We start from the raw sequence: 21,876 nt of genomic DNA, 5'->3' as shown, positions 1-21,876 counted from the left end.
GTCCAATTACCACACCGATGGGCCGGAAAGCGAGTTGACTCCTTTATTAAAGTCGGTAACTTTAAAAATTATCCGAGGGAGGGTGTCGATGTCGGAGATATATCAGCCGCGAGCGTGGATTGATGCCCAATCTTCGTTCGCAGTACAGCCGGAAGCCCTGGCAGCCGTGGCTGACCGGCTTGAAGATCAGCTACAGAAGAATCCGATTCCCAAACCTCAACGGATTGCCCTTGTTGGTATTGGTGCAAGTCACGCTGCGGCTGGCGCTGCTGCCTTTCGCCTGCGCGCGTCTGGAATCGATGCCGTTCGCTTTCTTCCGAGCGAGATGCCGGCGGGCCTGGGCGATCGCAATGACGTCACGATCTACATCTCCCAAAGCGGCCGTAGCGCCGAGGTTGTGGAGGTTGCCAACCGCGGAACCGGTTATCGCTTCGCATTGACAAACTACCAGCCCTCGCCGCTTGCCGATATCTGCAGCCGCGCACTCAATCTCGGTGATCTGGCAGACAGCTCGGTATCCTTCGTCAGCTTTACCGGAACGCTGCTTGCGCTTGGCATGCTGATCGACAGCTGGACCGGCCGGCGCGGTTCTGACACCTGGAAGACTTTGATCAGGTCGTCCTTTGCCGCCGTTGAGGACGCTTCACCCCAAATTGACAGGATTGCTGATCTTATCGTGAGTTGCCCCAGCACGGATTTTGTCGCACCGGCTCCGATGATATCAGTCGCGGAGGAGGCCGCCCTCATGCTGCGAGAGGGCCCCCGGATCATCGCCACAGCGATGGAGACGCGCCAGTATCTTCATGGTCCGATGGATGCCGCGAAATCGGCAGCGCACGTGGTTTTCGGCGCTGACCGCGAAGCCCTGTTGGTGACGCAATTATCGGAGCGGACGGATAAGCTGGTTTATATCACCGGGGAGAATGGCGGCGCCACTAATCTGCCTGCGATCTGCCTGCGACTTCCGGTGCCCGTCGCGGATGGCATTGGCTTCTCGCTCGCCGCCACGTTCGCGATGCAAAAGCTTACCCTGTCGACGGCGAAACTGCGGGGAATTGACATCAACGAGCCAGCCTTCAAGCGGCTCGATACAAAAACTGACCATGCGATGGTGGCGCGGTGACCAATTTCCCTGCTCCGGAACTGCTGGTCGGCGTCGACGTCGGTGGCAGCAAGACACACATCCGGATCGAACGTGCCGATACGGGAGCGATCCTGCACGACACCATCCACTCCAGTACCGGTTGGGCGGGCCTGTCAGACAGCGATCGCGCCCATGCATTAGCAACGCTAGTCGAAACCTCGACCGCCGGACGAGGAACCGTTGCCAGTCTTGTTGCTGGTGTTCACGGCAATGACAGTCGTGAGCAAGAGGAAGTCCTTCAGACGCCCATACGAAGCCAGTATCCGATCGTCCGCATCCTCAACGATTCCCATCTTCTGGTTCTTGCTCATGGAAGTCCGTCTGGAACTGGATTGATCGCCGGAACAGGTTCATCGGCAACATCCATCCAGTCCGATGGAGAGGCGCTCACGGTAGGTGGCTGGGGTTGGCTTTTGGGAGACGAGGGCGGCGCTGTCGGCATCGTTCGGGATGCGGCCAGGCAGGTATTGCACGCCTATGATAGCGAACAAGTCGATCCCCTGACAAACCTTCTGCTCATGGGCCTGGAGGTTGACCATCCGCACGGCCTTCAGCATCGGCTGACGGCAACAGAACCGCGAGAATGGGCAAGAGCTGCCGAACAGGTGTTTGCAGCCCTTGAGGTGGGATCGATGCGGGCGCAGGCTGTTATCGACGCCCATGCCGAAGCAATGGCGGGAATGATCGAACTCTTGGCCCGCAGAGGTGGCGACGTGTCAACGGTCGTCTGCGCCGGCGGCGTCATCACAAATCAGCCAGTCCTATTCGAGGCGGTCAGAGCATCGATCAAGGCGCGGGTTTGCGCGACGAGGGATGTCGTTCTTCTCAAGGAACCGCCGGTTTCGGGCGCGATCATACTTGCGCGAAAACTCTATCAGGCGTCGGAAAGGGAACACCGGCGAGTTGATGTCACGGAGAAGCGTTCCGCTCTCAACTAAACGGAGGAAATTCGATGATGAAATTTCGTTCACGCCTAATCATGACGGCTACACTGGCCGCCACCATCAGTTTCGCACCAGCCGTGTTCGCGGCGACCCCCGACAACCAGCTGGTTATCGGGACTTCGCTTGCCCAGGTCCTTTCCGTCGATCCGCAACAGGGGACCGAGCCGAAGACCCAGGAAATCCTCGCCAATACCTATGATCGCCTGGTCTTGATGGACAGCGAGGACAACAATGCAATCAAGCCGCAACTGGCCGAGAGCTGGAAGATCGATGACAAGGGCATTACCTTCAAGCTGCGCGATGCAAAGTTCGCCTCCGGCAATCCGGTGACAGCCAATGACGTGGTGTTTTCCCTCGTCCGCCTCCTGAAACTGAGCCAATCTGCATCCGCATACTTCAAAGGCGCAGGCTATACGGCCGACAATATCGAAAGCCTCGCGAAGGCGGTCGACGACAAGACATTCCGAATCGAACTTACCGACGCCGTGCTTGCCGAAGATCTCCTCTACCGACTGGGCATGGGTGTTTCGAGCGTCGTCGACAGCGTCGAAGTCCAGAAACATGTTGCCAACAACGACTATGGCAACGAATGGCTGCGCACCAATACAGCCGGCTCCGGTCCGTACACGCTGCGCCGCTGGACGCCGAACGACATCGTTATCCTCGAAGCCAACAAGAACTTTTGGGGCAAGACACCGGCGATCGTTCGTGTGACGATGCGCCATGTCCCGGAAAGTCAGACGGCCCGGCTGATGTTGGAACGTGGTGATATCGATATAGCAAACGCACTTACCGCTCCGGATGTGAAGACGTTCGTCGGCAACGACAAATTCGTGGTCGACCGGGTCAAGGTGGGTGGTTACTACGTGTTGGCGATGAATGCCGGCAAGGAGCCGCTCGCCAATCCCACCGTTCGTGAAGCCATTGCTTATGGGATCGACTACAAGGGCATTGCCGAAACCGTTCTCGGTCCGTACGGGCGCCAGCGCAACGTTCCGGTTCCGGAAGACTGGAAGGGCGCCATCGCCAATCCCGACTGGTCGTTCCAGCCGCAAAAGGCCAAGGAACTGCTCGCCAAGGCGGGTTATCCGAATGGCTTCTCTCTGACGATCAAGACGATCGCCCAGCCGCCGCGGGTCGATATGGCCACGGCCATTCAGGCCAATCTCGCTGAGATCGGCATCAATGTCAGCATCAAGCAGGGCAACGGCGCCGATATCGTGGCTTCCCATCGTGCCCGCGACTTCGATCTCCTCATCCCGCAGTCTTCCGCCGTTATGCCGAACGCGATGGGTGCGATGAACGACTTTGTCACCAACCCCGACAACCGGCTCGAAGCCAAGAACGCCGGCAACTTCGTCTGGCGCTCGGCCTGGGACATCACCGAAATCAACGCCCTGCGCGACAAGGCAAACGCTGAACGTGACGAGGCGAAGCGCGCCGGGATGATCAAGGAGTTGCAGGAGAAATTCATCGCGGCCAAGCCCGCCGTTCTGCCGATGTTCGAACGCTTCGAGCCGGTGGTTCTTAACGCCCGGGTCAAGGGCTTCCACGGCAATCTCTGGACGCTCAACCGGGTTGACACTGTCAGCAAGTCGGACGGCAAGTAAAGAACCCGGCCGGTCATGAAGGAATTTACGCTCCTCGAAATCATCAGGCGGCTCGGGCAATTGCTCATCAGCCTGTTCGTACTGCTCATCGTAACCTTCACGATCGGCCGCGTTCTTCCAACCGATCCGGTCGGTGCCATCGTGGGTGAGCTGGCGGACCCTGCCGCATACACTGCAATGCGGCAGAAGCTCGGCCTCGACCTGCCAATCTACGAGCAGTTCTTCATCTATCTGAACTCGTTATTGCACGGCGATCTCGGCGTCGCCGTGCTGACCGGCAACCCGGTCACAAAGGATCTTGCTCAAGCTTTTCCGGCCACGCTGGAGCTTGCCACCCTCGCCGTCATTATCTCGACCGTGCTCGGTGTTCCGCTTGGAATGATCGCCGCTTTCTTTCGCGACACGTGGATCGACAAGGTCGCCCGTGTGATTTCCCTCGTTGGCCATTCGATACCGGTATTCTGGTTCGGCGTTGTTGGCCTCGTGATCTTCTATGCGGGTCTTTCGTGGGTCGGCGGCCCAGGCCGGGTGGATACTTATCTCGAGGGACTGGTCGAACCTCGGACGGGTCTCCTGCTCATCGATAGCCTGCTTGTCGGCGACACGGAAACCTTTTGGAACGCAGCCAGCCACATCATCCTGCCTGCCTGCATTCTGGCCTATTCCGCCATGGCCTATATTACCCGGATGACGAGGAGCTTTACGCTCGAGCAGCTCAATCAGGACTATGTGATCGCCGCACGCGCCAAAGGCGCCTCAAGCCTCCAAATCCTCACCGGGCACCTTTTGCCAAACATCGCGGTGCAGTTGGTAACGGTGTTGGCGATCTCATACGGAACGCTGCTTGAGGGCGCCGTCGTCACGGAGATCGTCTTCTCCTGGCCGGGCATTGGCCAGTATATGACGAACGCGCTGATGATCGGCGACATGAACGCGATCCTGGCGGGAACGCTGATCATCGGCTTCATCTTCATGATCCTGAACTTCATCTCGGACCTGGCATATCTGCTGCTTGATCCTCGCACGCGGGAGGTGACGCCGTGACCCTGCAAAACTCGATCTCAAATGATGAAGCAACAAAGAGTTACGCGGCCCGCTTTGTCCGCGGCCTTCGGGGCATGTGGGACAAGCTGTCTCAAGAACCATTAGGATTGTTCGGCTTTGCCATCGTCCTGCTCCTCATCATCTGCGCCGTTTTTGCGCCGTGGATCGCGCCCTACAACCCCGCAGTACAAAACCTTGCCGAAGCGCTTCGCCCGCCAAGCGCGGCTCACTGGGCAGGCACCGACGAGTTTGGGCGCGACATTTTTTCAAGGCTGATCTACGGCGCGCGCATCACAATCCTGACCGTGTCGGCGGTTTCCCTTATCGTCGGTCCGCTGGGCCTGATCATCGGCATTGTCTCCGGCTTCGCTGGTGGGCGCATCGACTCCGTTCTGATGCGCTTCACAGACATCGTCCTTTCCTTCCCGTCACTCATCCTGGCGCTCGCCTTTGCCGCAGCGTTGGGCGCCGGACTTGAAACGGCGATCGTGGCGATCTCGCTCACAAGCTGGCCGGCGATCGCCCGCCTTGCCCGAGCCGAAACCCTGATCGTTCGCAATACAGATTATGTTTCAGCCGCGCGTCTCTACGGAGCATCGCCCTCGCGCTTGCTGTTCCTCTACATCGCGCCAATGTGTGTTCCTTCCGTCGTCGTACGGCTGACGCTCAACATGGCCGGCATCATCCTGACGGCCGCCTCGCTTGGTTTCCTCGGCCTCGGCGCGCAACCGCCGGCGCCAGAGTGGGGTGCGATGATTTCAAGCGGGCGTAAGTTCATGCTCGACAACTGGTGGGTTGCTGTCATGCCGGGCATCGCCATCCTGATGACCAGCCTTGCGTTCAATCTCGTCGGCGACACGCTTCGCGACATTCTGGATCCTCGTCATGTCCGCTCCTGACAAGCCAATCCTGCAGGTGAAGAACCTGTCTGTCCGCTTCGGCAAGGGAGCAATCCCCGCCGTCAACAATGTCTCTTTCGATCTCGGCCCCGAGCGATTGGGCGTGGTTGGCGAATCTGGCTCGGGCAAGTCGACGCTCGGTCGCGCGATCATGAAGCTCCTGCCGACGGTTGCCCGGGTCACTGCCGACCAGTTGGATTTTGAGGGCAACACACTGCTTGACCGCCGCGAGCGTGAAATGCGCGCGCTTCGGGGAAACCGCATGGCGCTGATCATGCAGGATCCTCGTTATTCGCTGAACCCGGTGATCCCGATCGGTAAACAGGTTGCGGAAGCAGCGCTTTTGCATCGCCGCGTGAGCAGGTCAGAGGCGCGTGAGCTCGCGGCGAAGATGCTTGAGCGGGTCCGTATCACCGATATCGAGCGCACGATGCGGCTTTATCCGCACCAGGTCTCAGGCGGCATGGGACAGAGGGTGATGATTGCAATGATGCTGCTCGCGAAGCCTCGCCTCGTGATCGCGGATGAGCCGACTTCGGCGCTCGACGTCAGTGTCAGAGGAGACGTCCTGAACCTGCTTGACGAGATGGTTCGGGAGAATAACTCAGGTCTCCTCCTGATCAGCCACGACATCCGCATGGTGGCTGCCTTCTGCCAGCGGATCATGGTCATGTACAAGGGCAAGGTGGTCGAGACCTTGCAGCGATTGGAAGACGCGGAGCACCCCTATACCCGCGGCCTGATCGCCGCACTGCCGGATCCCGCACATCCGGTGCGTCGCTTGCAGACGCTCGACCGTGCCTTGATCGACGCAGCGGAGCCACGCCCATGATCCAGGTTAAAAACCTTATTGTTTCGTTCGGTTCGGGGGATTTCCGCCGGAAAGTAGTCAAGGATGTTTCCTTCTACGTGAGCAAAGGCGAGACCCTTGGGATCATCGGTGAATCCGGCTGCGGCAAGTCGACCCTGCTGCGCTCTCTTGCTGGCCTCGATCGTCATTGGGAGGGCAGCATCACCCTAGGCGAGAAACCTGTCGGCAGAATGCGAACCAGGGAGGAACTGCTGCTGGCACAGATGGTGTTCCAGGACCCCTATGCTTCGCTGCACCCGCGTCATCGCATCGGACGCATCCTCGCAGAACCTCTAAAGGCAATGGGGCTCGGCGCCGGTTGGGACAAGGTCGCCGATGCCTTGCGCCAGGTTGGCCTCCCGCCTCAGTTCGCGGAACGGTTTCCACATCAACTATCGGGCGGGCAAAGGCAACGTGTTGCCATCGCACGTGCCCTGATACTCGAACCGCCGCTCCTGCTGCTCGATGAACCAACCTCTGCGCTCGATGTCTCGGTACAAGCTGAAGTTCTCAACCTGCTCAGCGACCTGAAAGAGGCCCATAATCTGACCTTCGTGCTCGTCAGCCACGACCTCGCGGTGATCTCGCATATGTGCGACCGCATCCTCGTGATGAAAGACGGGGTCTTCGTTGATGAACTCAGTCAGGAAGACGTGCGGGTGCGACGGACCCACTCCGGCTACGCGCAGACGCTGTTGGAAGCGAGCCTTCTGTAACCCTTTCTCCAAAATCAACTACACGAGGCAAATCAATGTATGTAGGAACACAGCTCAAGGCGAGGGACGATGACGATTATCGCGTCTGGGCGCAACTCGGCATCAAGCACATCTGCGCCGATCCGGAAGGCAAGCCCGGTACCTGGACCCTCGACGATCTAAAGCGCCTGCGTGAAAAGGTGGAAAGCTTCGGGCTTATTCTGGATATGATCCAGATTCCGCTCCCCTCGAACCCGATCGAACGCGCCACCTACCCTGACATTCTGCTCGCGGGACCCAATCGGGAGCGCCAGATCGACGAGATCTGCAAACTTATCGAGAACCTCCACATCGCGGGTATCCCCGCTGCAAAATACAATCTGAACCTGATCGGCATTCCTCGCACGCCGGACGAACCGGGTCGGGGCGGCTCGATGAATGCGGCTTTCCGCTGGGAAAAAGCGGATCAGAATGCCGCCCCGGGGCTGGCTGGCGTTCTTTCGGAAGACGAGAATTGGGAGCGGATCGACTACTTCCTGGAGCGGGTCGTCCCTGTTGCGGAGTCGAACAGAATTCGCCTTGCCTGCCATCCGCACGATCCCTATACGCCGCCTGGGTATAAGGGCGTGACACGCGTCCTCGGCACGGTGGACGGTCTCAAGAAATTCGTGACCATGCGCGAAAGCCCCTATCATGGCCTGAACTTCTGCCAGGGCACGGTCGGCGAGATGCTCGATAACCCGCGCGAAGAGATCTACGATATCATCCGCTGGTTCGGCAGCCGCGACAAGATCTTCAACCTTCATTTCCGCAACATCCGTGGTGGGAAGTTGTCGTTCATGGAGACTTTTCCTGATGAAGGCGACATGGACATGGCGCTTTCCCTGAAGGTCTACAAGGAGGTCGGCTACCAGTACATGATCATGCCGGACCACGTGCCGACCATCTCCGGTCGCGATCCCGAGGGCGTCGCCTTTGCCTTCTGCTACGGTTACACCGCCGCCCTTTTGCAGGCGCTGGAAGTCTACTAATCCCCCAGGTACCGAGAGTGCCTCGCCGCTGGGACGTCTGAGCAGCGGCGAGAAGCTACATTTAAGTGTGGAGACTGGCGATGATGACACCCGAAGAAATTAAGAATTTGCTCGGCACCGGCCTCTTGTCCTTTCCCGTAACCCATTTCGACAAGGAAGGTCAGTTCCAGGCGGAAAGCTATCGCCACCATGTCGAATGGCTGTCGGGCTTCGAGGCGCCGGTGCTCTTCGCAGCCGGCGGCACCGGCGAATTCTTCTCCCTGTCTCCCGATGAAATTCCCGACATTGTTGCAGCGGCCAAGGAAGCCGCTGGCAAACGGCGATCGTCTCCGGCTGCGGTTTCGGCACCCATGTCGGCGTGGAACTGGCCAGGAACGTCGAAAAGGCCGGTGCCGACGGCATCCTTCTCCTGCCGCATTACCTGATCGACGCGCCGCAGGAAGGCCTCTACCAGCACGTGAAGCGCATCTGCCAGTCGGTCGGCATCGGCGTCATGGTTTATAACCGCGACAACTCGGTGCTCCAGGTCGATACGCTGAAGCGCCTGTGCGACGAATGCCCCAACCTGATCGCCTTCAAGGATGGCACCGGCGATATCGGCCTCGTCCGGCAGATCACCGCCACCATGGGCGACCGGCTGATGTATCTCGGCGGCATGCCGACGGCGGAACTTTTTGCCGAAGCCTATCTCGGCGCCGGTTTTACCACCTATTCCTCCGCCGTCTTCAACTTCGTGCCTGACCTTGCGGTCGACTTCTACAAATCGCTGCGCGCCGGCAACCGCACCCGCTGCGAAGAGATCCTGCGCGACTTCTTCTATCCCTTCATGGCGCTGCGCAGCCGCCGCAAGGGTTATGCCGTTTCCGCCATCAAGGCCGGCGTACGCCTGCAGGGCTTCGATGCCGGAAAGGTACGCCCGCCGCTCGATGACTTGACAGAGGAAGAGGAGCAGATGCTCCTGAAGCTTATCGGCAGCCACAAGCCGTAATCTTGTAGTTCGTGGGCTCCGCCGCCAGCGGAAACAGAATTGCGAGGAATGTCATGGTGATCACGGCATACTCGAGCTGATAAGAAGGCGCCACGACTTGCGAAACTCGTTTGGCATAAGTCACACCGGATTGAAAGCGAACTCTATCGGTTGTTGGTCGACGATCAAGCTTATCGGGATATGGCACGGACAAGCAACACATTCGGCGATGGCCATGCCGCGCAAAGTATGTCACGTGTGCCCGAGATGTTCCTAAATGCGTAATTCTGCAGCTCCCGAGGGTACCCGTCAGCGCAGCAGTTTCGGAGACGCGGCCTACGCCGACATAGAATCAACGTCGAGCAATCTCGCCACTTCCAAGCCCTGTTGCGAGGCAAGTGTCAGCACACGCAGAGTTGTCAATATCGTAGTTTCCGAAGTTGTCTCACCACACTCGCAGAAGTAGGGTAAAAAAATCAGGTTTCCCTTCGCCGATGTGGTCAAATAGTCTCCGGGGGTCGCGATGCAGGAAGACGAGAGCGTTGTCGACGTGTTTCTGCAGCACCGGGCAAGCCTGATCGAATATGCGGCCGCCAGAGCCGGCCGAGAGCACGCTGAAGATGTCGTGCAGGAGGCCTTTATCCGACTTTCGGCGATCCAGGGGAATGATCCTCAATGGGCTTTTGGTCCCCGTGGGGAAATTCGAAATCTCAATAGCTATCTTTTCGGCGTCGTGCGTAACCTCTGTACCGATCGATTACGCGCCTTGGCACAAGATCGCTCTCGCCGCTCGCCCGAGGAAGCACTGCAAAACGTTCCTCAAAAGGAGCGGTCTCCCGAAGAGGAGGTGCTGGTTCGAGAGCAGCTTAGATTGGTGAAGCATGCCATCGAGGGGTTGCCGCCGCGCATCGCAACGGCATTCAAGATGCGATGGATCGATGGCGTCTCCTTCAAGCTCATCGCGGCGCAACTCGGGGTTTCCGTTGCCCGAGCAGACCAGCTCGTGCGGCAGGCGGAAGTGCGACTTTCCCAGCAATTGCCGGATTTCAAGCCACGTTGTAGATAGAAGCTCTAAAGATCGCCGGCTTCCGCTGTGCCTTCGAGTGGCATGAATCTTGCTGCCGAATTGATGAGCCGACATGAACGTGGTGACGAACTAGAATGACAAATTTGACCGACGCACTTGCGGACGAGGACTGGCATGAAGCCCGATCTTGGGTCGACCGCCTCAAGCAGGACCCCGAAAACCACGAACTTCTGATGGAGTTTGAAACGTGGTTAGGAGAGGTACCAGCCAGGGCAGGCGCGTACCGCAAGGTTCTTGATACCTTGGAGCTCCTGCCGTTGCTTAGGGAACAACCATCAGATCGTGGAGGCGATCACTGTCCCAATTTAAAGCACCCTCCGGATAAAAGCTGAGACATTTGCGTTCCTGGCAACGCTCCAAGTTTATTCGTCGGAAAGGTTGAGCTCGCTTAGTCGGTTCCGTCGGACCTCGTCATTGGAGAACGGTCGCTTCGGCAGCATCTTCGACAAGAACACCAAGGTTTGATCGATGTAATAAGGAGAACTCTTCTCCGACGACTGCCCATAGGTGAGAAGAGCGCGAGCAACCGGGCCATCCTCGTTCCAGGTCACGATCTGAATGTAGCTTGAACCGCCCATGCCCAAGTTGTCATAGCCTTGAGGCCCCAGAGGCCCGAAATCCATCAGGTTCAAGACGCCCTCGGGACCGCTTCCGCCACTGATGGGAATGCCAAGTGCGTTTGCGCGCTTCTGTACCGCGCCAAGTGGCACATCCGCATCAAAGCCTGCCCGTTTAAGTTGCTCGACAGTGTCACCAATCATGTGCAGCACATGGTCTCGTAGATCCGGTCTCTCCTTGGCGAGGTCTCTCGGCGTCGTGAGTGGGTCCGATGGATCAAAGGAACGGCTCCAGAGATCCTGATCCGGCAGGTCGTTGACCCGCTGCCAAAGCTCGCGGAATATGACTGCGCCTTCGCTTGCTGCGTCATCCCGTCGATTCCATTGCCTGAGCGCAGCGCATCCGACTGAAACAGGCCGAGCGACGGTGGTGCTGTGTGAGGCGCAAATGTCTAGGATGTCGTCCAGAACCATCTCAGCAGCATAGTTGCGGTTGCTCAGCAGCATCTCCTGGAGATCGGTTGGTGTGATATTTCCTTTCCTGGCGGCGATCAGTTCTCTCAGCTGGCGGTATCCCGCTCTCGTGCGTAGATTTTGCGGCTCATTGACGCCACCGATGATCGACGCATAGCCGGTTAGAGGATGCTCGGCATTTGCAAGCCAGAATGAGTTGTTGCTGTTGAGGACGTAGTCAGCGCGCTGGAGAAGAGGCATCTTCTCCGCGGGCAGGATGCCCGGCTGAAGTGAGCCCTCGACGTTTTTCCATCCACAATCCGGTCGCGAACCGTCAAGAATCACAGCGCCGAAATTGTTGGCGATCGCCTGCGCTTCTGTTGACGGCTGGCAATTTCGCATTTGCTGCTCGGAAACGTTCGGTACGATCGACAGATCTGCGTAAAGGGTGTTGCCGTTGCGATCGGCGGCGATCGTGTTGACCCAGGGCGTACCATGAATTCTTTTCAGCGCGGCCTGGACGTCGACGACATCGTCCGCTCGATCGATGTCGAGCCACTGGTCCAGCGCTCGGCTGTTCTCCAGCATGGCATCGCGAACGGCATAGGCTCGTTGTTCGCTCCAGGTCGACTTGCCCGCGATGTTTCCGATGACGGGGCCGAAACGGCTCCAATACGTCATGCGTGTGACTGTGCGAAGAGAGCCGTCGGCCTGCAAGACGTCGATCGAAACTGGCTTGGGCTGTATTTTTTCCGGGTGCCCGTCATACTGATAAGACATTGGATCCCTAGGAAGAAGGGTCAGCTCATAGAACGTCTTGCGCTGCCCCGTTGAAACGGTATGGGTCCACGCCACGTTTTTGTTGAACCCAATGATGATGGCGGGATAAGGAAGAATGGTTACGCCCATCGCATCGAGACGGCCCGGAATCGTGAGGTGCATCTCATAAAACCGGTTAGGACCGTCCCACGGAAAGTGAGGGTTTGCGACCAGGATTCCCTTGCCGCCGGCGGCAAGGTCACGCCCGAGGGCGTATCCGTTGCTCCCCGGTGGTGCGGGCTCCCGCTGATCATGGTATCCAGGAGCACTCGCCGCCGGCTCCGGCGTCTCGGATGGCGGCATGGCGGTTGCAATGGCCTCCTTCAGGCTCCCCATACTGCCCTGGATCATCTTGTCGGCCATCAAGAGAAGAATATCGTTCGCTGACGCCGGGGCCACCCATTCTGCACTGCGGCAGGTTTCCGGACGTGCCCCTGCCGGAGTGTCGGAGAGATAGCGGTTATATCCAGCAGCGTAGCCAGCGACCAGTTCTGCCGCATCGTGACTGATGCTGCCGTAAAGCTCGGAAACCTTCGTCGGATCGACATATGAGCGATAGAACGTGTCGCTTTCGAGATTGGCCGGCCCGCCCCAAGACGGGTGGCCCTCGGCGCCAAAATATCGGGAGCGCTCTCCGCGGACCGTGATGAGCGTCTCGGCAAGCAGGCAGACATTGTCTTGCGCATAGGCGTATGCGACGCCATAGCCGAGGCTTCGATAATCCGAAGCCCTGATATGAGGGATGTTGAACGTCGTTCTAATGATCTGGACGCTAACCGGAGGACTCTTCTGATCTCTCGCGTGAACTTCAGGGGTCGCCGCCAGGACCAGACCCAGTAAGCCTGGCCCAAGGGCCGCAAACCTTATCGCTAAGCTGATCATTGAGCGAGATTGGCCTTTTGTCATCCGATAACTCTTCCGCTGGCAACCCTCAATTCGGCGACACACGATCACCTCTCTTCGGATGACGGACATGAAGGCCATTTTTCAAGGGCGCGGTCCCGGCCTCGTTCAATTGCGCCTCACAGCAGCCTCTCCTGAACACGTTTCAAGGCCATATGCAGAAAAAAATTCGAACACCCCTAGAAAGTCGACGCGCCGCTTCGTCTCTCCGTTGTCCGGCCTGGCAATCATCAGTCCTGGCAGGACGCTGAACGTTTCGGGCACGGCCTCTTAAACCGGCGGTTCTCGAGAGACTGCACGTTGATTGAGGAGGATCTCATGAGTTGGGGCGACGAAAACACCGATTTCACCGTGGTGATCAATCACGAAGAGCAATACTCGATCTGGCCAACCTACAAGCCGATCCCGGACGGTTGGCGCTCCGCCGGGAAAACCGGAAAAAAGGCGGAGTGCCTCGCCTATGTCGAGGAGGTCTGGACCGACATGCGCCCGCTCAGCCTGAGGAAGGCGCTGGCCGACCGTCAGGCAACCGAGAAAGCTTCAGCCTGAAGGGTTCGAAATGCCTCGGCTCAACCTTCTTTGCTTCCCTTATGCGGGTGGCACGACCTCGACCTATCGTGACTGGGACAAGGTACTGCCGTCATGGATAAGGGTTCGTGCGTTCGACCTGCCCGGACACGGCGCACGCCGGCACGAACGGCCAATTTCGAACTGGCCAGATCTGGTTCGGTGGCTGTTGACACAAATCGAGCCGTTCTCGCAGCAACCCTGCGCGCTCTTCGGGCACAGTATGGGCGCTCTTGTCGCCTTCGAGTTGGCGCATGCGCTGAAGGCGATAGGTCGGGAGCCCAAATGGCTCGGGCTCGCCGCATGCCGTGCCCCCGGCTATCGAGAAGCCGAGCTCAATTGGCTGCACAGCCCTGAGCAGCAAGTCCTGGCCGAACTCAGATCGCTCGGCGGCACACCGGATGAACTTCTCGAAAGCCGGGAACTGTTGGACCTCGTTTTGCCGGTGATCCGAAGCGACTTCCATTTATGCGGAACCTACGAGCAGGCCCATGGGGCACAACTCACATCCCCTATCACGGTCTTCGGAGGGACCGACGATCATGAAGTGTCGGCGCCGCGAAGGCACCTCACTGCCTGGCAGGAGGAGACATCAGGCCGCTTCGCACTGGCGATGATCGACGGGGATCATTTCTTTATCGACTCCCGCCGAAAGGAGCTCCTGAACGCGATCAGGGCATCGCTCTCCGAACTGAGAACCACAATGGAGATTATCGATGCTTGAAGCTGGAGCTGTGCGGAACGCTGAGATCCGCACCGGGAGAGCATTGGAAATATATGATTCTGAAACCCCAATAACGAGCGACCAATTTCTGCCGCGCGTCGGGTCCGGGTTACGGCATTCTGGCATCGATCCCCGAGCTGTTCACCTTTGGACTTTCGATGTCGACAGCCTGAGCGCGTCGGCAAGGCAGACGGTCCGCAGCTTTCTGTCTATGGACGAGATCGATCGGGCGAGGCGATTTCGTTTCGCTTTGGACCGAAGCAGATTTGAGATCGGCAGGGGCGCAATCCGCAAGATCCTGTCGCACTATACTGGACGCCGGCCGCCCGACATCAGGTTCCAGCGCGGTGCTTTCGGGAAGCCGTTCCTTCAAGATCTGGGGATATACGTCAACTGGAGCCATAGCGGTTCCTGGTGGTCGCTCGCCGTTTCTGCGGCCGGCCGCATCGGCGTCGACATCGAGTTGGAGGAAAACGCCGCGGATTGGACCGGTCCCGCTTCGATCGCCTTCAGCACACACGAGATTGGCTACGTCATACACGAGCAGGACCCAGAGCGCCGAAAACGCCATTTCATTGGCGTGTGGACGCGCAAGGAAGCGCTTGTAAAAGCGACGGGTAAAGGATTGCACGACGCGATGACGGCTCTCTCCGTCGTCGATCCACAAGGTCGTCCCAAGAGCAAGGTCGATCTGGGCGCCGACGGTTGCTGCTGGCTTTCCCCCTTCCGTGGGGGACCATCCGTCGTCGGGGCAGTGGCCACGGCGTTTCTGGCTACGGATATCCGGTATTGCGACGGCAAGGCCCTGGTCGAGGCTCCGGTCGACAGCAATCCACGATCACTTTCTCACAAGAACTGTCTTGCCTCAGTCCGAGCGGAGTTGTTGCCATGAGCGCAGTACAGCCTAATCCCATCACCGCAATCGACGTCACCGAAATCTGGAAGCACAAAGGGACTGCCGTCGTCCTTGTGCAAGGAACGCCAGATGCAGCTCTTTCCGATCACTTCGGTGTGGTTAAGACGCTGGTTGACCAACATCTGCCGCAGGAAGGAGCGATCCTCTTCCGCGGGTTCAGAAAAGTCGACGTTCCCGGCTTCAACGCATTTGCGCGGAGTTTCGGACACGAGCTCGCATCGTACGAATTCGCATCGACGCCGCGCAGCAAGATCGATGCCGGCGTTTATTCATCCACGGAGTATCCTGCACATCAATGGATCCCGCAGCACAATGAGCAAGCGTATACCCTGCGCTGGCCGCTGAAGATCTGGTTCTATTGCGACATTCCGGCTGAGGAGGGGGGTGCAACGCCCCTCGCCGACAGCCGGGAGGTCTATCGAAAACTGCGGCCAGAACTCCGCCGCCAGTTCGTCGACAAGGGCCTGATGTATGTCCGCAACTACGGCAACGGCCTCGATCTTCCATGGGAAAAAGTGTTCCAAACGGATGATCGCACCGTCGTAGAGGCATTCTGCCGCCAGCAGGACATTCGCTGGGAATGGCTCGCCGACGGCCAACTGCGCACACGTCAAATCTGCCAGGCCGTAGCGAAGCACCCGACGACCGGGGAGGACCTTTGGTTCAACCAGGCGCATCTCTTCCACGTGTCCGGCTTGGAAGCGTCCGTGCGTGAATCTCTGCTTGAGATCGTCGACGAGGAAGACTTGCCCCGCAACGTCTATTTCGGGGACGGCAGCCGCATCGAAGACGCGCTGCTCGATGAAGTCCGTGAAACCTATCTCGATGGGCTCTTCAGCTTCCCCTGGGAGGAGGGCGACATCCTCATGCTCGACAACATGCTGGTGACGCACGGCCGCGCGCCGTTCAAGGGCAAACGCCGGGTCCTCGTGGCAATGGCCGAAACCTACCCAGACTGAACAACCACTTCCATCACATCACAGTGTTGACCGCCTTCAAACCGCAAAGGAGACTTCCGATGTCGGCGAATCCCGAAAGACTTTTTGATTTTTCTCCCTATCTCGAAAATCTCGAGCCTCATCGCGAGCTGGTCAAACAGTTTGCCGCGCATGAGGCATTCAGAAGTGCCGACGTCGAGGAACTCGAACTCGACGAAGATTTTTACCGGCGGCCCCTGCGCCCGGAGGATCTCGACTATATCAAGTTCAAACGGGCCGTGACCCCGGATCGGATCAGCCTTCTTCCATCGCTCGCCGCCCAGCGGATGCTGCTTTGCATCAACGAGCTCGACGTCGCACGATTGCCGAAGGACGGCAGCGAAAAGAGTTTCGAGGAGTTCCATCGCTTCTACGGCGGCGATGGCCGCATCCTAGCCGCTCGGGTCCGGCCGTTCCTCGAGAACTATGTCTTCAGCCATCTTGCCGAGCCGTCCGAGGCAATCGACGTTGATGGCTGCGTCTCACAACTCGCGGACCATCTGCGAAACGAAGCGACGGAGTGGAACAATCTGTTCGAACTCCTCCAATACCGCGACTATGTGGAGGAGGGGCTTCGGTTCATTCTCATCCAACGCTGGAGCCTGCTGCCGGCAAAACGCGCCGCGCTGGCGAAGGCGGCGGCGGCGGGCTTCTTCGACATCCTTCCGGAGGACATCCGCCCACGGCTTTCTGTTGCGGGTTTCGAAGACGCTCTCATCCGCAAGCTCGCCGACAAGGTGGGCGTGAGCAAGCGCGAGCACTCCTACTGGCAGTTCTACCTGTCGACCAGCCTGGCCGGAGGCAACCTTCTGCACGCCTTTGCCGCACGTCCCGACCGGGCGCTGACGCTCTACGGCGCGGCCTTTGCCGCCGAAGCTGAATTCATCGCATTTGGCTGCATCGTTGGCCAGGGTCTTGGTCGTCTTGGCTTGATTTCCGGCGGTGAGTTCGGTCTCGATCTGCCAAAGACGATCGAGAGCATCACGCGACGTTTCCGCTCGGTGCTGACCGAGGTCGAGCGGCTCTATGGCGCCCGTGGCTTGGCGGAGGTCGCTCAAGGCTTTGTTGCCGCTCGAAGGCTCGCAGCGTGCACATGGGACGACCTTCTCGATCAGATGCGTTGGATTTCGGCCGTCGACCAGTATCGCGACATTGCCAAGTCAATCAGCGAACGTATCGAGGCCGAGCGGCCCGATATCGACAGGGAGACCTTCGTTGAGCCGCGCGAGATGTGCTCCACGACCCACGTCCATAACGATCATCGTCTGGTGGTCATCGAGTCCGGCGACATGGTCTTCTGGGCCAATCTCGGCATGAAGCTGCGCATGAAGCCCGGCGAGATGGTCTTCGTCCCCAAGGGGCGGCTGCACGGATCATCGATCGAGTCCGACGAATGCACCTATCATCAACCGATCATCCCGCCGGAGTGGATCGAGCCGCTGGTGAACGAGGTGCAGCAACGCAAGGCAGCCGCCGAGTAGCGGCTGTCACTCTCGCCATCGTCGCATAGGGATTGCACATGTCCAACGAGCAAGAGCAAATGACGTCTTCAGCCAACGAGACGACATCCTGGGGAACGCGAGTTATCCTCGGCGACAGGCATGGTGAAGTCGCCATTCCGGACTGGCTCGTTTCCTCCTACCAGCGATTCCGGCAGGATGTGGTACATCCGAAGTTTCCCTGCTTCTTCGGCACCCAGGCCGAACGACGCGGCGAGATGTTCTATTCCTTCGTCAACGGGACAGATCTCACAGATCTGCCCCGGACGATGGCCAAATTCTCAGAATTGTCGGCGGAGAGAGAGCACGAGAAGAACAATTTCGCGCTCTTTTTCGAGCCTGACCCGGTGCCTCTCAGCCATGATGAATACAGGCAGCGGTTTTGGAAAGCCCTGCAATATCTTCACGACCAGGATCCGACGCTCACCGAGCAAAGCGAGCTTTTGGAGCCGGACCATCCTGATTGGGAATTCGAATTCGCCGGCACACAGATGTTCGTCGTGGGTTGCACCCCCTCTTACGAAAGACGCCGCAGCCGCAATCTCGGACCGGGCATGATCATGCTGTTTCAGCCGAGGAGCGTATTCGTGGATGCGATCACGCAAAAGGCGATCGGTCCGCAGGCCCGCGATCAGGTCCGCAAGCGGCTGGTTGAATGGGACGGCATTTCGCATCACCCGGATCTCGGTGTATATGGCGACCCGGAAAACCGCGAATGGAAGCAATACTTTCTTCCCGATGACGACGACCCGAGCGCTGGACGGTGCCCTTTCCTCTCGCGCAAGCACGAACTGGAGAAGGCATCGCTGCATTCAATCCACGCGCTCAATTCCTCGTCGGGCTCTGAAGCGGTGGGATCGGGAGACACGATTGTCGACAGGCTTGTGCGGCACGCAGCGGAATTCCCTGACCAGATTGCGGTGCGCTTCCTCGTCGACGGTGAGGCCCGTGAGGAGGCTCTGACCTATCGAAAGCTTGACCTGCGCGCTCGCCATTTGGCCCACCAGTTGCGGGACCGGGCCGAGCCGGGTGATCGCGCCGTCCTCCTGCTGCCATCCGGCCTCGACTATGTGGTTTCTTTATTCGCTTGCTTTTATGCGGGCATCATCGCGGTTCCCGCCTTCCCGCCCGAAACCCAGCACCATCAGAACCTCGAAAGGCTTCGGTCGATTGTCTCCGATTGCGAGCCAGCAGTACTCCTGACCGACGCGACGCATCTCGCCCATGCCGCGTCTTTCGCGGCTGCGGAAGGCTTAGAACAGACCATCCTGTTTGAAGTCGGGCCGCCTCGGGATCTGACGATCCTCTCTCCGGCTGCGGTCAAGCCGGAAGCGATTGCCTTTCTGCAGTATACGTCGGGATCGACCTCAACGCCGAAAGGCGTCATGGTTTCTCATGCGAACGTTACCGCGAACGAACGCCTGATCGGTGAGGCGATGGAGTTCGGTGCCAAAGACGTGATGGTCAGTTGGGCACCGCTCTATCACGACATGGGACTGATCGGCGGACTTTTTGCGCCGATCTATCATGGCTTCCCTCTGGTCCTCATGACGCCGCAGGACTTTCTTGAACGACCATCCCGGTGGCTGAAGGCGATTTCGAAGTATCGTGGAACCGCCGGCGGCGGTCCGGATTTCGCCTTCCAGCTCTGCATCGACCGGATTCGGGAAAGTCAGTTGCAGGATCTCGACCTTTCGAGCTGGCGGGTCGCCTATTGCGGCGCTGAACCGATCCGCCCGGAGACCATGGCAAGTTTTGCCGGTCACTTCGCAGCAGCAGGTTTCCGGGCCGATGCACTCTATCCCTGCTATGGCCTAGCAGAAGGAACGCTCATGGCGACCGGAGGCAAGCCTTTGTCCGGCGCAAGGGTCGGCCGCTTTGATACCGAAGCTCTTTCACGAGGACGCGCGGTCGTTGACGACACCGGAACGGGAATAGTCGATTGCGGCGTCATCCAGGCAGATCATCAGGTTCTCATCGTCGATCCCCAGAGCGGCGCTACGTGCGCAGAGGGTGAAATTGGCGAAATCTGGCTCTCCGGCCCGAGCGTCGCGAAAGGCTACTGGGAAAACCGGAGGGCGACGCGGGAAACCTTCGTCGAAAGCGCCGATCACGGGCTCTGCTTGCGCACCGGCGATTTGGGTTTTCTCGTGGATGGCCACCTCTATGTCAGCGGGAGGCTGAAGGACCTCATCATTATTCGCGGCCAGAACTACTATCCGCAAGACATCGAGAGGGCCGTCGGCGATCCTGTCGATGCGCTGCGCAAGGGAAGAATTTCTGCCTTTCCGATTATCGCGGGCGGACAAGAGACGATTGGCATCGCCGCCGAGGTCTCGCCTGCCAAGTTCGAACGCCTTGGCGGCGATGTTATCCTTGATCAGATCCGAGCGGCTGTCGCGTCCTCGCATGGGGAGGCGCCCGGTCTTATGCTACTGCTCAGGCCTGGCGACCTACCTCGGACATCGAGTGGAAAACTGAGGCGCAGCGCCTGCTTGCCCGAATGGCTAAGCGGCTCGATTTCCCCGTTGGCTTATCACCATGTCAACGAGGGCAAGGTTTCCGGCCGCCCTCCCTATGCAGCACCTGTCGACGAATATGAGCGAAGCATCGCATCCGCCTGGGAAGAGATTCTCGGCATCGCTTCTATCGGGCGCGATGATGATTTTATTTCTCTCGGAGGGCAATCGATACTGGCAGCCCGCCTTACGGCGCGGCTTGCTGAGATCTTTGGCCTCTCCCTCTCTCCCGCGATCGCCTTCAGCGCTCCGACCGTTATTGAGCAGGCGGCCCTCGTCCGTTCCATGAAGCGCCGGACCGATCCGCTGCCGAATTCGCCGAGGAAGGGGCAGCCCATTCCTCTGACCCACGAGCAGAGCGGGCTCTGGTTCTTTTGGAAACTGGAGCCCGATAGCGCTGCCTATAATGTCGTCCGAACTCTGCAGATAGACGGCGCAATCAACGAGCAGGTGATGCTCGACAGCCTGAAGATCATCCTGAAACGGCATGAGGCACTGACTGCGCGCTTCTCCGAGACGGATGGCATTCCTTACCAGGAATTTGCGACCGAGCCGGCATTTGACTGGGCGAGTGACGATCTGTCCGCTCTCGCCTCTGATAGAAGGCGCGACGCCGCACAGCACATTCTGGCTGCCGACATCATCGGGCCGTTCGATCTGACCAAAGGCCCCCTGCTGCGGGTTCGCTATATCGTCCTCGGGCCGGAGGCCTGCCTTCTCCAGTTTGTTACGCATCATATCGTCGCCGATGCGCGATCGGCTGAAATCTTTCTGACGGAGCTGGCAGCCGTCTATACTGCTGCGTGCGAAAACAGAGCGGCGGCCTTACCGGGCCCGTCCATTCTCTACGGGGGCTATGTCGCCGCGCAAAGCGCCAGAACGATCGACGGCATCGAGTATGAGCGGCAACTTGCTTATTGGCGGTCTTACCTTGGAACCGAAGGCCGCACGGCCGCCCTTCCTGCCGATGTCCGCCCAGGCGCCGACGATCCCGGCATCGGCGAAACCCTGAACGCCGATGTGGCGCAATCCATTTCCACAAGCATCGGCGAGCTTGCCAGAGGTTGGCGTACGACACCCTTCACGATCATGCTTTCGACCCTCATCCTGCTCGTGACGCGCTATGGCAACGGACGGGATGCGCAGATCGGCGTGCCGATTGCAGGACGTGACGATCCAGAGACGCGCGATCTCGTAGGCGACTTCGTCAGGATGCTCGTGATCCGCGGCGAAACGACCGGCGACAAAACGATCGAAACCTTCGTTCGCGAAGTGCATCAAGGCCTGATCACCGGCCAACTCAATCAGGACCTTCCCTTTTCCAGGCTTGTCGATGCGTTACGTCCGGAACGCGACCTATCGGCCACGCCATTTTTCAATGTCACCTTCAACCTCAGGAACAACGGGGATGGACAAGACCTTTCATTTGGTGAGGCCATTGCTCGTCCCGAAATGCAGGTGGTTCGACCGGTTGCCTTCGATCTGATGATCGATGTCGACGAGACCGATCACGGCCTTTCGCTCTCCTGGTCCTATCGCCCAAGCGTCTTTGAGGCCGCCACGATCGAGCGTCTTTCGGCCCATTACGTGGAGGTTCTGTCGCAGATCGCGTCGGCGGGCGAGGGCACACGGCTCGGCGAGCTGACGCTGACCGTGCCGGTTAAGCATCCC

At 59.0% G+C, this 21,876-nt stretch carries 16 protein-coding genes and 1 pseudogene; 16 read left to right on the top strand and 1 reads right to left on the bottom strand.

Going from position 1 to position 21,876, the window contains the following annotated elements; translation table 11 throughout:
- Positions 1–88 precede the first annotated feature (88 nt).
- The 10 genes and pseudogenes from ACMGE0_RS27150 (at position 89) to ACMGE0_RS27105 (ending at position 10,250) form a co-directional block, all read left to right on the top strand.
- The gene (locus tag ACMGE0_RS27150; protein ID WP_436819004.1) at positions 89–1,123 is read left to right on the top strand and encodes an SIS domain-containing protein; all 1,035 of its coding nucleotides are present in this window, start codon (positions 89–91) and stop codon (positions 1,121–1,123) included.
- Positions 1,120–2,082 (top strand): N-acetylglucosamine kinase, encoded by a 963-nt coding sequence (locus ACMGE0_RS27145; protein ID WP_436819003.1) that lies wholly within the window; start codon positions 1,120–1,122, stop codon positions 2,080–2,082. The genes ACMGE0_RS27150 and ACMGE0_RS27145 overlap by 4 nt, the downstream gene beginning before the upstream one ends.
- Positions 2,083–2,096: 14 nt before the next feature.
- A complete protein-coding gene (locus ACMGE0_RS27140; RefSeq protein ID WP_436819002.1) occupies positions 2,097–3,698 on the top strand; it encodes an ABC transporter substrate-binding protein in 1,602 nt (533 codons plus the stop codon).
- Between the two features lie 15 nt (positions 3,699–3,713).
- Positions 3,714–4,742 carry an ABC transporter permease gene (locus ACMGE0_RS27135; RefSeq protein WP_436819001.1) on the top strand — a complete coding sequence of 343 codons (1,029 nt, stop codon included), beginning with the start codon at positions 3,714–3,716 and terminating at the stop codon, positions 4,740–4,742.
- Between the two features lie 74 nt (positions 4,743–4,816).
- Positions 4,817–5,641 carry an ABC transporter permease gene (locus tag ACMGE0_RS27130; protein WP_436819075.1) on the top strand — a complete coding sequence of 275 codons (825 nt, stop codon included), beginning with the start codon at positions 4,817–4,819 and terminating at the stop codon, positions 5,639–5,641.
- Positions 5,628–6,473 (top strand): ABC transporter ATP-binding protein, encoded by an 846-nt coding sequence (locus tag ACMGE0_RS27125; protein WP_436819000.1) that lies wholly within the window; start codon positions 5,628–5,630, stop codon positions 6,471–6,473. Before ACMGE0_RS27130 ends, ACMGE0_RS27125 begins: the two co-directional genes overlap by 14 nt.
- Positions 6,470–7,207, top strand: coding sequence for an ABC transporter ATP-binding protein (locus tag ACMGE0_RS27120; protein ID WP_436818999.1), 738 nt, complete (start codon positions 6,470–6,472; stop codon positions 7,205–7,207). The genes ACMGE0_RS27125 and ACMGE0_RS27120 overlap by 4 nt, the downstream gene beginning before the upstream one ends.
- A gap of 35 nt (positions 7,208–7,242) precedes the next feature.
- The gene (locus tag ACMGE0_RS27115; protein WP_436818998.1) at positions 7,243–8,217 is read left to right on the top strand and encodes a mannonate dehydratase; all 975 of its coding nucleotides are present in this window, start codon (positions 7,243–7,245) and stop codon (positions 8,215–8,217) included.
- A gap of 83 nt (positions 8,218–8,300) precedes the next feature.
- A pseudogene (gene kdgD / locus ACMGE0_RS27110) lies at positions 8,301–9,205 on the top strand (5-dehydro-4-deoxyglucarate dehydratase).
- A 502-nt stretch (positions 9,206–9,707) separates the two neighbouring features.
- Positions 9,708–10,250 (top strand): sigma-70 family RNA polymerase sigma factor, encoded by a 543-nt coding sequence (locus ACMGE0_RS27105; RefSeq protein WP_436818997.1) that lies wholly within the window; start codon positions 9,708–9,710, stop codon positions 10,248–10,250.
- A 383-nt stretch (positions 10,251–10,633) separates the two neighbouring features.
- Here the strand turns inward: ACMGE0_RS27105 and ACMGE0_RS27100 are convergent, their stop codons facing one another.
- The gene (locus tag ACMGE0_RS27100; RefSeq protein ID WP_436818996.1) at positions 10,634–13,006 is read right to left on the bottom strand and encodes a penicillin acylase family protein; all 2,373 of its coding nucleotides are present in this window, start codon (positions 13,004–13,006) and stop codon (positions 10,634–10,636) included.
- 315 nt (positions 13,007–13,321) lie between these two features.
- On the opposite strand from ACMGE0_RS27100, the gene ACMGE0_RS27095 reads away from it, so the two are divergent.
- The 6 genes from ACMGE0_RS27095 to ACMGE0_RS27070 form a co-directional block, all read left to right on the top strand.
- A complete protein-coding gene (locus ACMGE0_RS27095; protein WP_436818995.1) occupies positions 13,322–13,552 on the top strand; it encodes an MbtH family protein in 231 nt (76 codons plus the stop codon).
- Between the two features lie 10 nt (positions 13,553–13,562).
- Positions 13,563–14,294 carry a thioesterase II family protein gene (locus ACMGE0_RS27090; protein ID WP_436818994.1) on the top strand — a complete coding sequence of 244 codons (732 nt, stop codon included), beginning with the start codon at positions 13,563–13,565 and terminating at the stop codon, positions 14,292–14,294.
- Positions 14,287–15,186 carry a 4'-phosphopantetheinyl transferase family protein gene (locus ACMGE0_RS27085; protein WP_436818993.1) on the top strand — a complete coding sequence of 300 codons (900 nt, stop codon included), beginning with the start codon at positions 14,287–14,289 and terminating at the stop codon, positions 15,184–15,186. The genes ACMGE0_RS27090 and ACMGE0_RS27085 overlap by 8 nt, the downstream gene beginning before the upstream one ends.
- The gene (locus tag ACMGE0_RS27080; protein WP_436818992.1) at positions 15,183–16,169 is read left to right on the top strand and encodes a TauD/TfdA family dioxygenase; all 987 of its coding nucleotides are present in this window, start codon (positions 15,183–15,185) and stop codon (positions 16,167–16,169) included. Before ACMGE0_RS27085 ends, ACMGE0_RS27080 begins: the two co-directional genes overlap by 4 nt.
- A 59-nt stretch (positions 16,170–16,228) precedes the next feature.
- Positions 16,229–17,668 (top strand): cupin domain-containing protein, encoded by a 1,440-nt coding sequence (locus ACMGE0_RS27075; RefSeq protein WP_436818991.1) that lies wholly within the window; start codon positions 16,229–16,231, stop codon positions 17,666–17,668.
- Between the two features lie 59 nt (positions 17,669–17,727).
- The coding region (locus tag ACMGE0_RS27070) for a condensation domain-containing protein (protein WP_436818990.1) at positions 17,728–21,876 on the top strand (4,149 nt) is incomplete at its 3' end.

The organism is Neorhizobium descurainiae (assembly GCF_051400715.1).
Taxonomy (GTDB): domain Bacteria; phylum Pseudomonadota; class Alphaproteobacteria; order Rhizobiales; family Rhizobiaceae; genus Neorhizobium.
Note: the sequence above shows the minus strand (reverse complement) of the source record. Positions and strands in the feature narration are given on the sequence as shown.